The organism is Flavobacterium sp. (genome assembly GCF_039930565.1).
GTDB lineage: Bacteria > Bacteroidota > Bacteroidia > Flavobacteriales > Flavobacteriaceae > Flavobacterium.
This window is the reverse complement of sequence record NZ_JBDTTP010000039.1, coordinates 22523-38732: the sequence shown is the minus strand read 5'-3', so window position 1 is coordinate 38732 and position 16210 is coordinate 22523. Positions and strand designations below refer to the sequence as shown.

13 protein-coding genes are annotated in these 16210 nt (G+C 28.2%); 8 read left to right on the top strand and 5 right to left on the bottom strand.

Annotation, left to right across the window (positions count from 1 at the left end):
- Positions 1 to 119: 119 nt before the first annotated feature.
- The 8 genes from ABI657_RS11180 to ABI657_RS11145 all read left to right on the top strand — a co-directional run bounded on the left by ABI657_RS11180 (position 120) and on the right by ABI657_RS11145 (position 9705).
- A protein-coding gene (locus ABI657_RS11180) for an IS3 family transposase (RefSeq protein WP_348097342.1) occupies positions 120 to 1294 on the top strand; the annotation gives its coding sequence in 2 pieces (ribosomal slippage) (positions 120 to 387 and positions 387 to 1294; 1176 coding nt in all).
- Positions 1295 to 1575: 281 nt separating this feature from the next.
- Positions 1576 to 2700, top strand: a complete 1125-nt coding sequence (locus tag ABI657_RS11175; RefSeq protein ID WP_348097341.1) for a cysteine desulfurase family protein — start codon at positions 1576 to 1578, stop codon at positions 2698 to 2700.
- Between the two features lies 1 nt (position 2701).
- Positions 2702 to 4918 carry a DEAD/DEAH box helicase family protein gene (locus tag ABI657_RS11170; protein WP_348097340.1) on the top strand — a complete coding sequence of 739 codons (2217 nt, stop codon included), beginning with the start codon at positions 2702 to 2704 and terminating at the stop codon, positions 4916 to 4918.
- Positions 4919 to 4928: 10 nt separating this feature from the next.
- Entirely contained in the window at positions 4929 to 5162 is a 234-nt protein-coding gene (locus ABI657_RS11165) for a hypothetical protein (protein WP_348097339.1), read from the top strand.
- Entirely contained in the window at positions 5159 to 7300 is a 2142-nt protein-coding gene (locus ABI657_RS11160) for an AAA family ATPase (RefSeq protein WP_348097338.1), read from the top strand. The genes ABI657_RS11165 and ABI657_RS11160 overlap by 4 nt, the downstream gene beginning before the upstream one ends.
- 2 nt (positions 7301 to 7302) lie before the next feature.
- On the top strand, positions 7303 to 7842 hold the full coding sequence (locus tag ABI657_RS11155) for a hypothetical protein (RefSeq protein WP_348097337.1): 540 nt from the start codon (positions 7303 to 7305) through the stop codon (positions 7840 to 7842).
- A gap of 82 nt (positions 7843 to 7924) precedes the next feature.
- On the top strand, positions 7925 to 8452 hold the full coding sequence (locus tag ABI657_RS11150) for a hypothetical protein (RefSeq protein WP_348097336.1): 528 nt from the start codon (positions 7925 to 7927) through the stop codon (positions 8450 to 8452).
- Positions 8452 to 9705: a DNA sulfur modification protein DndB gene (locus tag ABI657_RS11145; protein WP_348097335.1), complete on the top strand. Its 1254-nt coding sequence runs from the start codon at positions 8452 to 8454 to the stop codon at positions 9703 to 9705. Before ABI657_RS11150 ends, ABI657_RS11145 begins: the two co-directional genes overlap by 1 nt.
- Here ABI657_RS11145 and ABI657_RS11140 read toward each other — a convergent pair.
- From ABI657_RS11140 to ABI657_RS11120, 5 genes are read right to left on the bottom strand one after another with little or no spacing between them, the layout of a single operon-like run.
- Positions 9698 to 10084, bottom strand: coding sequence for a nucleoside 2-deoxyribosyltransferase domain-containing protein (locus tag ABI657_RS11140; RefSeq protein WP_348097334.1), 387 nt, complete (start codon positions 10082 to 10084; stop codon positions 9698 to 9700). The genes ABI657_RS11145 and ABI657_RS11140 overlap by 8 nt on opposite strands.
- A gap of 2 nt (positions 10085 to 10086) precedes the next feature.
- Positions 10087 to 10818, bottom strand: coding sequence for a hypothetical protein (locus ABI657_RS11135; protein ID WP_348097333.1), 732 nt, complete (start codon positions 10816 to 10818; stop codon positions 10087 to 10089).
- Between the two features lie 9 nt (positions 10819 to 10827).
- The gene (locus ABI657_RS11130) at positions 10828 to 11955 is read right to left on the bottom strand and encodes a phosphoadenosine phosphosulfate reductase family protein (RefSeq protein ID WP_348097332.1); all 1128 of its coding nucleotides are present in this window, start codon (positions 11953 to 11955) and stop codon (positions 10828 to 10830) included.
- Positions 11952 to 15182 (bottom strand): hypothetical protein, encoded by a 3231-nt coding sequence (locus ABI657_RS11125; RefSeq protein WP_348097331.1) that lies wholly within the window; start codon positions 15180 to 15182, stop codon positions 11952 to 11954. Before ABI657_RS11125 ends, ABI657_RS11130 begins: the two co-directional genes overlap by 4 nt.
- Positions 15169 to 16062, bottom strand: coding sequence for a DUF4007 family protein (locus ABI657_RS11120; RefSeq protein ID WP_348097330.1), 894 nt, complete (start codon positions 16060 to 16062; stop codon positions 15169 to 15171). Before ABI657_RS11120 ends, ABI657_RS11125 begins: the two co-directional genes overlap by 14 nt.
- Positions 16063 to 16210: the final 148 nt, after the last annotated feature.

Here is a 16210-nt window from a genome sequence, read left to right as displayed (position 1 = left end):
GAAACATTTTTTCATCCTTATATCCGCTTTCGGCTACTTTTTCATAAATAGCAATAGCGTCTTGGATATGCTAATTTAGCTTCCAGTTAAAGTTAAGGATAAAATCTTATTTTTAACTTATGAAACGAGAGCGAAAAATTTATGATCCGGCTTTTAAGACAAAAGCCGTTCAATTAAGCAATGAAAGAGACAATATCTCTGAACTGGCTAGAGAACTTGGCCTAAAAGTCAGCTTGCTCTACAAATGGCGAAAAGAATATGAAGAATTTGGAGAAAGCAGCTTTCCTGGAAAAGGAAATCTGAAGCTCACACCAGAGCAAGAGAAGATTCATGAACTTGAGAAAAAACTCAAGGATGCAGAACTGGAACGCGATATATTAAAAAAAGCAATCGGCATTTTTTCCAAGAACGGTCGATGAAATATAGGTTTATTAAAAATCATGAATACCTATTTCCGATTGAAAAAATGTGTAGTGCCTTAGAGGTCGGTTCCAGTGGATATTACAAATGGAAAAGCAAACCTATTTGCAAAAGAACACTTCTAAAAAACGAAATAAAGCAACAGATAGCATCTATCTATTTTGCTTCAAAACAGCGTTATGGAAGTCCAAGGATTGCGATTGAGTTAAATGCTTCAGGCTACAAGGTTTCAAGAATAACGGTGGCAAAATATATGAGGGAGCTTGGATTGAGAAGTAAATTGAGCAAGAAATTTAAAGTTACAACAGATTCAAAACACAATTGTCTAGTGGTAGAAAATATATTGGAGAGAAACTTTATAGTTGCTCATCCATCAAAAGTTTGGGTATCTGACATCACTTATATCCAAACCAAAGAAGGATTTTTATACTTGACAACCATCATTGATTTATATGACCGAAAAATAATTGGCTGGAGTTTAAGCCATGGGATGAATACTGAAGAGACGACTCTTGCAGCTTGGAAAATGGCTGTAAGAAACCGAAGTTTTCAAAAAGGATTGATTTTTCATTCAGACAGAGGCGTTCAATATGCAAACAAAAAATTTGCTAATACAATTGAATCTTATAAGGTTATCAGAAGTATGAGTAGAAAAGGAAACTGCTGGGATAATGCGGTAGCTGAAAGCTTCTTTAAATCATTAAAGGCTGAATTAATTTACGGCAGTAAACTCATAACAAAACAGGAAATGGAACTAGAAATCTTTGAGTACATAGAAATCTGGTACAACAAAAAAAGAAGGCACGGTGCATTGAATTATAAAACAATCGAAGAATTTAATAATCAAAAAAACATTTGCAAAAATGTAGCTTAACTTAAACTGTAATTTTTATTTGCATATCCAATCTTTGAAATAATGAAAGATAGATATCAAAATATAATTGATGAGGAAAAAACAAAATTAAGTATGAGGTTGGCTCAAATTGAGAATGACTACAAATCAATTAAATTTATCTTGTATTTAATTTCTGCAATAATTATAGCAATTATGATCTATTTTCTTTTTTGCAGTAAAGCCATTTAGTAGATACTTTATGTTTTTCCATATTTTCTTTCCATTGCTTTTTCGTATTATTGTATATAAAATTATAATTAATGTCAATTAACTATTTTGATAACGCTAGTACAACTAAAATTGATTCAAGAGTTCTTGAGGTGATGTTACCATATTTAAATGAATTTTTCGGGAATGCTTCGAGCAGTCATGATTTTGGTAAAAAAGCTAAAATTTCAATTGAGAAAGCAAGAAACCAAGTTGCAGAATTAATTAACTCAAATGATGATGAAATAATATTTACATCAGGATCGACAGAATCTATAAATTTCGCTTTAAAAGGATATATAGAATCTAATTATGATAAAGGGAATCATATTATAACTGCAAAAACAGAGCATAAAGCAGTTCTTTCAAACTGTGAGTATTTAGAAACAAAAGGATTTGAAGTTACTTATCTAAATGTAGATCAGCGAGGATTAATTTCAATTGATGATTTAAAAAACGCTATTCGAACTGATACAGTTTTAATTTGCATAATGTATGTTAATAATGAAACGGGAGTTATTCAGCCAATTAGTGAAATAGGTTCAATTGCTAAAGAAAATAATATTGCATTTTTCTGTGATGGTACACAAGCCGTAGGTAAAATAATAGTTGACGTTGAAAAAGACAACATTGATATGTTATGTCTTAGTGGGCATAAATTAAATGGACCTAAGGGAGTTGGAGTTTTATATAAAAGAAGAGGGATAGAATTAATTCCTTTGTTACATGGCGGAGGACAAGAAAATGGCTTAAGAGGGGGAACATATAATACTCCTTTTATAGTGGGTCTAGGAAAAGCATGTGAGATCGCTTTTAATGAATTAAAAGTTAATGCTGTGATTCTTGAACTTACAAGTAAATATTTAAGTTTAGAGTTAGGAAAAATAAAAGGATTAGTTATAATTGGAAATGGAGAGAGGAAGATTCTCAATATTATTGATGTTTTAATACCTGGTTTAAATTCGGATATATTTATTTCTAAGGCTTCAAATTTTGCATTAAGTAATGGTTCAGCATGTACTTCACAAATTATTGAAAGTTCCCATGTACTAAAATCAATGGGATTGACAGATGCAGAATGTAGTAATTGCATCAGGATATCAATTGACAAATCAACAACAGAAAACCAAATAAAAGAACTAATTGAAGCAATAAAAACTGAAATAAATATTAATTAGCATGTTAAAAGATGTTTTTTGGGCAGAAGATAGAGATTATAAAACAGGTAGTGAAGACGAGCCTCTACAATTTTATTTAGACGCCTTATGTAACAGTAAATCCTTTGATTTGTTACTTGGTTATTTTAGTTCAGCTGCTTTAAATGTTTTGTCATTAGGTTTTGCAAATTTTATTTATTCTGGTGGAAAAATGAGAGCTATTATTAACAATGTGCTTTCAGAAGAAGATAAAAAAGCAATTGAGAAAGGACAAGAAAAAGACCAATTTTCAACGGTATATACCTTTAATAATATAAAAGAATTAAAGGCTTCTTTAGATGAATATGGTAAACATTTCTTTGAATGTTTTGCTTGGTTGATTGCCAATGATCGAATTGAAATAAAAATTATAAAACCTAAAGGCGGTAAAGGTATTTCACATTATAAATCCGGAATATTTAGCGATGGTCAAGATACCGTAGGTTTCAAATCATCATGTAATTTTACCGCTTACGGATTGTTAGAAAACCTTGAGGAACTTGATTGTTTTTTATCATGGGAAAATGGACGATCTAATAAATTTATTAGAAGGCAAAAAGTGTACTTTGATGAGATATTTACCGAACAAGCAGATTTTGTTGAGTACTTGAATATTGAAGATGTTAAGGCCATAATAAGGGATGAATTTGGAGACAAAAATATTCATGAATTATTAATTCAAGAAAAAGAATTATTAGACAAAAGGAATAAAATATTTAATAATTCAAAAATTCGAAAATCTATACAAACAGCAACTCAGCAGATTAATGAATTTGATAAAATTGAAAAAGCACCAAAATTTCCTTATCCAGAAGGGCCAAGACCTTATCAAATTGAAGCTTATAATAATTGGGTTATTAATGGCAGAAAGGGTTTGTTTGCAATGGCAACAGGAACTGGTAAAACATTAACATCATTAAATTGTTTGTTAAATCAATATAGAGATAATAATTCTTATAAAGCTATTATACTAGTTCCAACTGTAGCATTAGTAAATCAATGGAAAGATGAATGCAGGAAATTTAATTTTAATAATGTAATTACAGTTAGCTCACAGGAAAAATGGCCTCAAAATATTTCTTTTCTAAATTCAGCAAGCAATTTTATTGACGTTTCATTTGTAATTATAGTTACTTATGCTTCTTTTTATCGAAGTAATTTCCAAAGCCATTTTAAGAATTTACCAAAAGAAACATTATTAATCGCCGATGAAGCTCATAATTTAGGTTCAAATAATATTTCTAAAGTTTTACCCAAAATCCATTTAAATCAAAGAATTGGGCTTTCTGCTACTCCTGATAGAAAATTTGATGACATTGGAAATAAGAGTATTGAAGACTTTTTTGATGATAAGCCTCCTTTCGTTTATAGCTATACAATGGAGCAAGCTATGCAAATGGGTTGGTTGTGTAAGTATAAATATTATCCACATATTGTCAAACTCACAGATATTGAATTAGCAGAATACATTAAAAAATCTAAACAACTTCTTAAATATTTTGACAATCAAACTAAGCGTTATAAAGATTGTAAGGAGGTGGAAATTTTATTACTTGAAAGAAAAAGAATAATTCATAAAGCTCATAATAAATTAGCAGTTTTTAAAAATATACTTGATAAAGAATTCAGTGAAAGAGGAAATTTAAAATTTACATTAGTTTATGTTCCGGAAGGTATTGAACCTAATTATGATGTTGTAGATGATTTCATTGAAGACCAAGATGATGTAAGTTTAATAAATGAATATACCAGAGCAGTAAGTAAGACGGACAACTCAATTATGGTAAAACAATATACTTCAAATACCAGTAACAGAAACGAAGTTATTAAAGATTTTCAGCAAGGCAAAATTGATGTTTTAACATCAATGAAATGTTTAGATGAAGGTGTAGATGTTCCAAGGTCAGAATTAGCAGTATTTTGTGCAAGTACAGGTAATCCTCGTCAGTTCATTCAAAGAAGAGGAAGAGTACTAAGAAATCATCCAGATAAAACATTTGCTGTTATACATGATTTGGTAGTAGTTCCAAATATCGATGATGAGTCTACTTTTGAAATGGAAAAAAGCATGATAAAAAAAGAGTTAGAGAGAGTAGTTGATTTTTCTAATCTAGCAATAAATAAAATAGATACTTATAATGAGTTAAGACCAATACTTAACCATTATAACCTTAACTTATACGATACACAAAACGATTAATTATATTCAAATGGCTAGAAAGGACGACATTTTTATAAGTTTTATTAAGCATGAACTTATAAGAGAACAATATAATCTTACAGAAAGTGATTTACCTCTTAATTTAAAAGATGGTATAAAATCAGACCATACTATTATTAAAGCAATTGCTTTAATTGTTGAAAATACTGAAGGAATAAATCCATTGTCTGATAAGGCTCTTTATGGTCAAATTACTCAATTTTTAAATGAAGCTACAACATGATCATTAAAGAAATTTTAATAGAAAATTATTTATGTTATTATGGTATAAAAAAGTTTAGTTTATCTAATGGACTTAATATCATACTGGGAGAAAATGGAGAAGGTAAAACCAAATTCTTCGAAGCTCTTGAATGGTTGTTTAATGATGGTAATGATAATTTAGATAAATTAGTATCAAAGAAAGCACTTGCAGAGAAAGATAATGATGATTCTTTCAGAGTAAGAGTAGAAATTACTATTGAGCAGTATGAGCAAACAAAAATATTATCAAAACAATTTACAGTTAAAAAAAATGAAGATAATAAATGTAGTGTTGGAAATAGTGTTTTTTCTGGAATTGAAGAGTTTAGTAATGGGGAAAGAAATACAGTTGATGGCAAAGAATTATTAGAACAAATCTTTCCTTCGCAGATAAGAAGATATTCAATGTTTAAGGGGGAGGAAGAATTAAATATTTTTGATAATGAAGATGCATTAATCAAGCTTATTAATTTGTTTTCTGAAGCAAAACACTATGATAAATATGAATTAAGAGGGGAAAGTTTAAGGATTGCTGCCGAAAAAGCTGTTGAAATTGCATCAAAAAACAATACGAAAAATCAATCAGAATATAATAAAATTGAGAACGATATAAATTATTTTCAAAAACAAAAAAATGAAAAATTAGTATTTTTTGAAGAAGCAAATAACAATATTGAAAAGACTACAAAAAACATCCAAGAAGTTGAAAAGTACATTAATAATGCAGAAGCGTTAGAAACAATAAATACCAGAATTTACAAAATTGAAACAGAAATTTCCAAAACTGAGGCTCTTATTTCTGAAAACTACACAACTTCGTTATTTGATGAAAGTTGGATATTAATGAACTTCGAAAATATACATAAAGAATTTGCTTCAAAGGTTGCTAATTTAAGTATTGAAAGAAGAAAAATTCAATCTGATTATGATAAAGAATTGGGTATCAAAGAAGGTGAAAAAAGGGCAAAATTAGCTTTGTTAAAAGATTTAGTTCCACTTCCTAATGGCACACCTTCAAAAGCTATAATGGAAGAAATGATTAAAGATAAATTTTGTAAAGTATGCAATCGTCCGGCTGAAGAAGGCTCAGATGCTTTGAAATTTATGACTGATAGATTAAAACTATATTTAGATTCTCAAAAAGAAACAATTGAAAAAGAAGAATGTCCTAAAAAAGCATTTGAATTTAATTACATCAATAGACTTGTAAATATTAGCACAAATCAAGAAGATGGTCTTTCAAAACTTCGAAATATCAATCAAGAAATTGAAGAGTTATTTAATTTCAATCAATCCAGAAAAAATGATTTAGTTGAACTAAGAAATAAATTAGAAAAAGAGCTTCACGAAAGAGATAGGATAATTGGTAATTCTGCAATTGGTTCAGAAAAATTAAGCGTAGTTCTTAAAGACTACAACAGCTGGCAAAGAGACATTAAAATTATAAATCAAGATGTAAATAAATTGCAAATTGATATTGATAAGATAACAGATCAGCTTAATGTTTTAAAAGCTCAAAAAGAGAAAATTGATTTAACTAATGCAAATGCTTTCCTGATCAATACTCGAAGTATTTTAAGAAATATAGATGAAATTTTCAAAGACACTAAAAATAGAAAATTTGATGAGTTCATATTTCAATTGTCTAAAAAGTCAAATAATATTTTTTCTAGAATAAATATTGATGCTTTTACTGGCATCATTGATTTTAAATTAATAAAAAATAAAAAAGTTAAAATTCAATTACAAGAAGAAAACGGAAGCATCTTTTATTCGCCAAATCAATCGTTGTTAACTTCTATGCATATTTCTGTTTTACTTGCAATAGCAGAGCTTACAAATGAAGTAAAAGAAGAAAGATATCCAATATTGTTTGATGCGCCAACTTCTTCTTTTGGTGAAAGTAAAATGACAGAGTTTTTGAATCTAATTTATGAAACTGAAAATCAGACAATTATATTAATTAAGGATTACATCGCTAAAGATGAAAACAAAAACCTTTACATAAAACCAGAGTTTGAAAAAGTAAAACGTAATAAAGCATTCTGGGTTAGGCTTGAAAGACCTTTTGATGAAAAAAATTTAAAGACAATTAATACAGAAAGAATAGAACTATAATTATGGAAAATTTATTTGACAAATGGAAAACCAAAATTCCTAAGTATAGCGAGGAATTCAGGGATACTTTATTTAAATCATTATCTGAAAAATATGGTGCGGAAGGGGATAAAAAAGTGAGTTTGGGTAAACATTTTAGTACAAACTATGAATTATATACTTATGCTTTCTTTTTAGGACTTTACAATAATGAATATTCTCCGTTGCCTGGTAATGTGAAGAAAGTTGATTTTAGTCACCACATCCAATATTGGGGAAGTAAAACAGTATCAGTGAGAAAGGATTTCACAAAATTGCAAGAATATATTTTTGCAGCTTTAATAGCTAAATCAAATATTGATTTCATAGCACTTGATAAGGGAGAAATAATAGAAGACGAAGTAGTAAAAGAATTAATCAATACTATGGAAGCTTATACTCATGGTGGATTGACTTTGATAAAAGAAAAATTAGAAGATAATTCAAGTTATTTTTTAAATCCTACCTCTTTTTTAGATATGATTGTGGGATCTAGTCAAAAACAACCTCTAAAATTTAATTAGGGCTCTCGAGATGAAATTTAGATTTTTTTTGTGGAGTTACAAACCAACCGTTCAGATAATATAATTAGAAAGAATATTTAATATGATGCAATCTGCTTTTGATTTAGGCGAACATCTCAAATTAAGAGAAGTAACATTTAAAGTTTCACCGGTTTTATGGGAAAAATGGGATATTTCGGATTTTGATTTAGATTTCAATAATTGGAAAAAAATAAAATTTTTAAATGATGCTTTAGAAGATTTTCACACTGATATAGATTTAGTTCCCAATGACAAAGGTGGATTATATTTGTTTTATGTCAACTGTAAGACTATTTCAGGAATTACTGAAATTCCATTTTATATAGGAAGAGCTCAAATTACTGAAGGTCAAAATTTAAGAAAAAGAGTTCGTGAATATTTTAATAAATTCAGTAAAAATAATGAACGCCCTAAGATAACAAGAATGTTTAATTATTGGAAAAAAGATCTGTATTTAGCTTTTTATGAGCTTGATAATAATGTAGAAATAGTTGACTTAGAAAAGAAATTAATAAATTCACTATTACTACCTATGAATGACGAAATACCTGACTTAGAGACAAAACAAGCAATTAAAGCATTTAGCTAATGAAAATACCGGCAATTAAAGGACGCATAGGAGACTGGGATTACTACATTTCAACCTTAACATTTCAACAAGTAAATGATTATGTCTCTAGAGTTGATGACGAATTACATAAATCTGAAAGTTTAAAAGAACTTATTCAAAGGAGTATAACAAACAATTTTTTAAGTATAAAAAAATATATCATAAATCAACCTGAATTATTTTTTAATTCTTTAGTTCTAGCTGTTTATGATGATTATCCCGAGTGGGTTGAGATTGAAGTAAAGTATGATGATTTAGAAACTTATCAATTGGGTTTGCTTGATTTTCCAAGTAATCATAAAATCTTCCCAGTCGATGGACAGCATAGAGTAGAAGGAATTAAGGCGGCGTTACAAGAAAAAGCTGCATTAGCTGATATGAAAATTTCAGTAATTTTTATTGGACATAAAAATGATGAAAATGGTTTAAAAAGAACTAGAAGATTATTTTCTACTCTAAATAGGTATGCAAAGCCTGTGACAATGGATGATATTATTGCATTAGATGAAGATGATTCTATTGCTATAGCAACAAGAAATCTATTGGAAACGAACTTATTATTTACAGGAAAAAAAGTAACTAAGAGTAAAAATAAGGCTATATCAACTGATGATAAACATTCTTTTACATCTATTATAACATTATATGAATGTAATAGAGAGTTATTGAAGTATCACAGAAAATGTATGAAGAAAAATGCACCTGATACAATTAGAGATAAGAAATCATTTAACGAATATCTAAAATTTAGACCTGAGGAAGATGACTTAGCAAGTTATGAAGAACTGTGTAATCTTTTTTGGAATGATTTTATCAATAATTTTGAATATATAAAAGAGTACTCAATTGATAATAGCATCAATCCATCTGAAAAATTTAGAAATAATATTGAAGGAGGAAATTTATTGTTTCGACCGATAGCGCTTTTACCATTTGTGCAGTGCGTTCTTGAACTTAACACTGCTACTAATAAGTCGTTTGATGAAATATTTCAGTTCTTTGGAAATTTAAATTTAAATTTAAATCAGAAACCATGGAAGCAAGTGCTTTGGAATGATTTTCAAAAAACTATGATTATGGGAAATAAGACATTAGTAAAATATATTTTAAAATATAAATTTGATGAAAATATTTTAAAGCCTTACGAAATGAGTAATCTTCTTTTGAAATATGCACAAGTTGTAAATTTTCAAGGGGATAATATTGAAGATGTTTTAGTTGATATCAAATAATAAAACTTTTAATGTAATTAATAGCTTCATCTAATGTTTCAAAAGAAACGTTAGATGATTCTTTGCAAATCGAAAAATATCTTTTAAATGTTTCATCAATTTTAGAGCGTTCATCTACTAAAATAATTAATTTATTCAAAGCTTTCGCATAGCCAATTTCTAAAGCTAGACCATATCCTGATGGGTTTTCTTTTGACATATAACCTAGTAAAATGTCGCACTTTTCTACATGATATAGATCCCAAGTTGTATATTTTTCAACATCATCTAAATCATGTTTTTGAGGGTTGAAAAAAATAAAATCTAGACTTAATTTTTTAATAACATCATTTTGCCAGCCTCCTTTAAATCCACCAGCTAAATATATTTTGGTTTTCATTTCTATTTTAAATTTGATATGGGAAGTCTTTGGGCAATTGAATAAAAAATTCTTTTAGAGTTTCCTAATAAAGGAATTAGTACAATTAATAAACAATAAAATATTTTAAAAAGAAACTCAGTTTTAACTAATTTTAAGTCTATGAAAAATTGAAAAGAAGCTAAAAGACAAACTATCATCGCTATTGTGGAAATATGGTCAAATAGTGACGAACGAAACATAAAAGTATAAACTTTTTGATCCATTTCAGGATTACGTGACATCAAGATATTTCTTATTTCATTAAATGCCATATTATCAACGTCAGTGTAAGATTTAGATTTTAAAAAATCTTTTGCAGATTTATATGTTGAAGTAGTCACAAAATTATATTTCCAATAATCACCATGTTTAGATTTTATATGATTTATAAGATATTTTGATGATTTATTTATTACTAAAAATTTAAAAAATGTATGAGATAAATAATCATTTATTTTACTTAGATTATTAATCATTGAATTTTGAATTTTAACTTTCAAAATAGTTATGCTATATATAATGTAGCCTAGAACATATGAGACAACAATAATTAAATAGTTTTGGAAAACTTTCCAATCAAAGAAAAATTCATTCTTAATTCCAATATCCGGAAATATTATTAAATTAAAAACAATAATAAATAAGAAACCGGGAATCAAATAACCTATTATATCCCAAATGAATTCTTTTAAAGATTTTAAAGCGTCTTCCATATTTATATTTTATATAAAACAACTTACACAACCTTCTCCTTCGGCAAGTAATATTTCATCCTGCCAACTAGTTAGGGTTTTATTATTAGCTTTGTTTTTATTCATTCGTAAAAAATGTTCTTTTTTGATTGCTTTTACTCGTTCAGGATTTTTTAGTTCTTCAAGTGGCTCAATAGTCCAAGTATAACCATCTTTTTCATATTCAATTGCTTTTTCATATAATGTAGGATGCTGCTCTAATAACCAAACCCATTCTATTTTTTGTTGAAAAAAACAAAAGAAACAACCGGAACGACTACGAGAATAGCTTCCTTTTTTTAATTCTCCATCAATTTCTACTTCATATTCAAGTGGTAAATAATAGGCTGGTATTCCTACTCCAGAATCGTCCAATATTTTAAAGATATCATTTATACCTAAAATTTCATCGTTATCAATTAAAGAAAAAGTTTCAAGTTTCCCTACCGGATAATCAGTGGTCTTTAAAAATTCAAAAACTACTTTGTTAAAAAGCTTTACGTCAGTATCTAACATGGCATTAACTTTTTGTTTTTGAGTAAAACGTAAGGAAATAGGTTGTTCCACATATTGCAAAATCATTTCTAACTTTCCTTTTGGGGCTAATAATTCATAATTTCTTTTTACAAAATCAATATTTGAATTAGCTAGAAATTTTTTAATTACATCTTCGCTCCAAATATTTTTTCTAAAGGGAAAAATGGATTGAATATTCTCTTTTTTAGAAATATAACCTTCTCTGTTTTCATCACCGCGAATGCCAACATAAGAAATAGTTGGAGTAGTTCCTATTTCATTTTCAAAAGGTTCTAATTTCATTTTTCCTGTACACCAGCGTGCTGTAGCAGATGGTAAATAACCACCATACATAGCTAAAAAATGATCAAAAGGATTTCTTTCGGGTGAATTTAGTTCATCAATAGATTTGTAAAGCCTTATATTCTTCCCTAGTACTGAATTTAATTTATTTATTAAATCATACGTTTCATTTAATTCTTTTCCGGTATCACAAGTGTAATATTCAACATTTACATCGGGATGTTTTCGACTCATGTAAATAGCCAAAGCAGCACTGTCTTTTCCTCCTGAGATTCCTAATACATGTTTTATCTCACTCATAATACTAAATCTTGATTAAGTTCGGTAGACAATAGTTCGATAAGTAATTGCTTACGCTTATGAATATCTAATGTAATTAATTTTTCTTTTAATTCAACTCTGACAGCTTCAAATTCTTTACTATATTCATTTGAAAATATAATTTTATCATCAAGTATTTTGCCGGATGATCCGATCATTTGAATTGAAACCATTTTTTTGTTTTCACCGGATTTAAATTCATGGAGTTCAGAAGCCTTTATTAATCCAAGTAAAAAATGTTCTAAATTTGTAACTAATAAAACATCTTCCTCATCAATCATTCGATCAATTGATTTTCCTAATGCGGCATCTGCAACTGATTTTAGCCAAGAGGCCCTATCATCTAGTGGTGAAATTAATCGTTTGTAAAAAATAGATTGTTCAGTACCTAGCAAACTCAAATTAATATTGTTTAATCTATTTTGAATTTCTGTTTTGTAATTTTCGAAATCTACACTTTCACAATAGAAGGAATCAATTATTTTTTCTTCAATTCTATCTAATAAAGAATTATAAGCTGAACGTATTTCTCTTATGGCATCTTGAATGTGGTAAGTGAATGATTTTAATACTTCCTCGTCATCACTCACGGAAATAGAATGAAAACCTAAGGCATTAGGGAAATGATTAAATAAAGCATCCTCAGGGTCTTTTGCGTTTTTAATGGCTTCTCTTAAATTTATGGCTTTTGGAGAAAGTCTTCTGGTATTTATTGTGTATTCATTTAAACCTCTGTAAAATCGAAGGAAATTTCCAAAAATGGATAGAAATGTACTTTTTGTACCCAATTCAATATCTCCAACTTGTACTAATTCTTTATAGCTTTCTAAAAGATTGACTTTTAATCCAGAAACATCATAACTTTTGATAGAATAATTGGCTGGAGATTTGTGGACTAAATCTAAAACATCGTCTGTTAAATAAGGGACAAATCCATTACTTTCATGAAATAACGCAAATTCTTCTTTATTAACTATTAAGAATAATGGTACCCAAAATTCTGTAAATCCCTTTTTTAATTTAAAAGGAGTTTTACTCAAGATTTCATACAACTCTGCTAAGTTTCTTTTCGACGAATTAGCAGATTTAATAAAAGCATTACATTCTTCCCACAAAGGAATAAAAGTATTATCAGTTGGTGGGGAAAAAAGAAAGTAATTTAATTCATGATTAAATGAATGCATTCCTGTATCTTTTACTAAAGTAATATATATTGATTTTTCTGGAGGGAATTTATCATTTGGAAAACCAAGATTTTCTTCACTTTCATTATTTAACAGATTTCGAATAAAAGATTTTCTTGCGGTACTTATCTGAGGGCTTAAGAATTCTTTATTTACTAATTCATTTTTGTAATATGGTGCTCTATCAAATTCCAAATCACATATTCTAGATAATGTTTCATTTAGAGCCTTTTTTGATCTTATATCTTCAATTCTACCATCATAAAACCAAATATTTTGATCATTAGAAATGAATAAATTATCTAGTACTAATTTTTCTAATTGTTGTTTATGAAATTCTAGTTCTTTTGCTAATAATTTGCCAGCATTGATATCTTCTCTATGTTTTGAAATTAAAAAATTTAATTTGTTTATTGTGAAAATTTCATTGTGTATTTGTTTAGAATTTTTATATACGACAAAAAGATTACTGCCAGAATTGATTGATGAAGCTTTAATATCTTTTTCCTTGAGATTTATATCAAAAATTAAATTTATATAGCCATCAAGAGCTCCTTCAGCTCTAGTAATGGAATTTAAATTTGTTAAGATTCTATATTCGAAAAAACGCGGGGTACCTTTTTCATAAGAGTTCTTTTTAACCAAGATTACCGGGAAATTAACCAAATCAGTTATAGCATCATTGATCGAAAAATCATGGTTTATTTCCTTTGAAGCATCAGCTAATTCTTGTTCAATATCTAAATCTGTTCCTTCTAAAAAATTTAATTTATTACTATGATTATAAAACCTAATAATCCCGGATTTATCCAGTTTTTCTATAGCTTTTTCAATATCAGTTTCATCAAGTTCACCTGTATGATGAATATACTTTGATATAAAATTTTTATCCAATAAGCTACCTGCCTTAGTGAAAATATTAGCTAAGCAAATAGTTTTGATGATTTTAGCTGTTAAATTGTAATTTGTGTGTTGAATTAATTCGGCGCGCTCTAGTGCTCTAAAACAAGTTTGCCATTGTAAACGATGAGGATTATTTGAACTGTAAATCTCACCACCTAAAGTATTGACTAAATAGTCGAAAACATTAGAGATCGAATAAAATTTTCCTTTAAATGAATTAATTGAATATTTGCTTGTATCGTTTAAAAATGTAAACAATGACCTTTCATTTTGTCCATAGCGTTGTAAGGAATTGACCAAAATGTTTGCAGATAGCCAATCTAGTGGATATAGTGATTTCGCTAGTTCAGCTGAACTTATTTCGTTAAAACTAACAAGGTTAGTTTTCTTAATTGCTTTATTTAGTAGGTTAAAACTATCTTCATTTTTTTTAGGCAATTCAAAGTCTTGAAGCTTATTTGATGCAAAAAATAAAAGTTGTTCAACGGGTTCATTAAAAAGTAATTCTACGAAACGTCCTTTAATTTTCTCCCACTCTTGTTTTTCGGATAAGGCAAGTGAAGCAGAATACGAAATAAAACTTTGATGTAGGGAGATGATAAAAAATACATTTTTATCATCATCGTTAACCCATTCTGAAATTTGTTGCAATAAATAAAGATCATTTACATTATTATTTTTGCCAATAAATTCAAGGAATTTACCAAACTCGTCGATAATCAAAACTAAGCCCTTATTTTTTTTTGCAGAAGTAATTCTTCTGTTCTCCAGTTCTTCAATTATTTCATCTGATGATCCTTCTTTTAGTTTTAATGTTTTTAATAAAGAAGCACTTAAAGAAACATTATCTCCAATTAATTTAATAAAATCATATGAGTTTACTTTTGAATCTACATTATTTCTAAAATAGATTTTTTCTTGCAGTAAGTTTTTTTCTAATGCCCAAAGAAATGTTGATTTACCAGTACCATAATTCCCGATTAAGGTAAATGATTTATTGCTTTTTCCTTCACTAGTAAGAATACGATCATAGATTTGAATCGCATTCGGGGTAACAATATAATTTAAGTCTTTTGACTCGTCTCTTAATATGTTAGTAGATATATTATTGTATTTCATAATACGATTCTAATAAATTTGTCTTATAATCTTTTGCTATGCCTTTTATCTGAATTTGTCTTATTCCTGCATCATTTTTATATATGAATTCTGGATATACTGAACATAACTGTTCTATTAAATTGTCTAATCCATCATTTGAAAGGCAGAAATAAGAGCCGATTGTATTTCTTAACTCGTCATAGCTAATATCCTTTCGATCATCAAGATAATCTAAAAGACAATATGCGAAAATGGTAATTGGTAGATTGTTTCGGACTTCTTTGTTTATTTTATATACTATTTCACCATTACCGTTTCTAGAATTTAGCTGTGATATCAAATTTAATTCTAGTAAAGGCGAATTAAAATCATCTTCAATAGTCTTTAATGATTTTGTTGGTGTGGCATAAGATTTTACAAAAACTTTAAAATCAGATGTTAATGTGTTTGTGCTTACTTCTCTTTCGTTATTATCTCGAATTTTCTTTTCGATGAATTGAATGATTTGTCTTTCAGAAAAATCTAAACTTACTTTATCGTTAAAATACTCAGCGAAAATAAGGTTAAATATACTTGCATAATTGGACTTACAAATTTTATATTGTAAAAGCCATAGTGTTCCTTCATCTTCTAGATAAGGATCAAATGCATTATTATTATTTAAAAATAGCTTGTTTGATATTTCTGAAATTTCATGCCTGTCATTTATCAATCCAAACGCCTTAAGCCAATGTTGAATTGATTGCACCATGTTTTTACCAACACCTAATCTTGAGATTGCAATTTCAGGTCTGTTTAAAACCGTATAACCCTCATTATCAATTAGTTTTATACCTTTTGATAGCCACTGTTGTCTACAATGAAAGGTGTCATGACCTGAAAATTTTAAAGTATTCATATGAAAAAATTAGTACTGCAAGTTACTAAATTTACTATGGATGAATTCATCCATAGCAGAAAACTTATAAAGAATAACCTGTTTTTGGGTCAATACTTTAAAAATGAGATTGTTATGGTATTTTTTTAAAAGAAATTGTCACTCAATT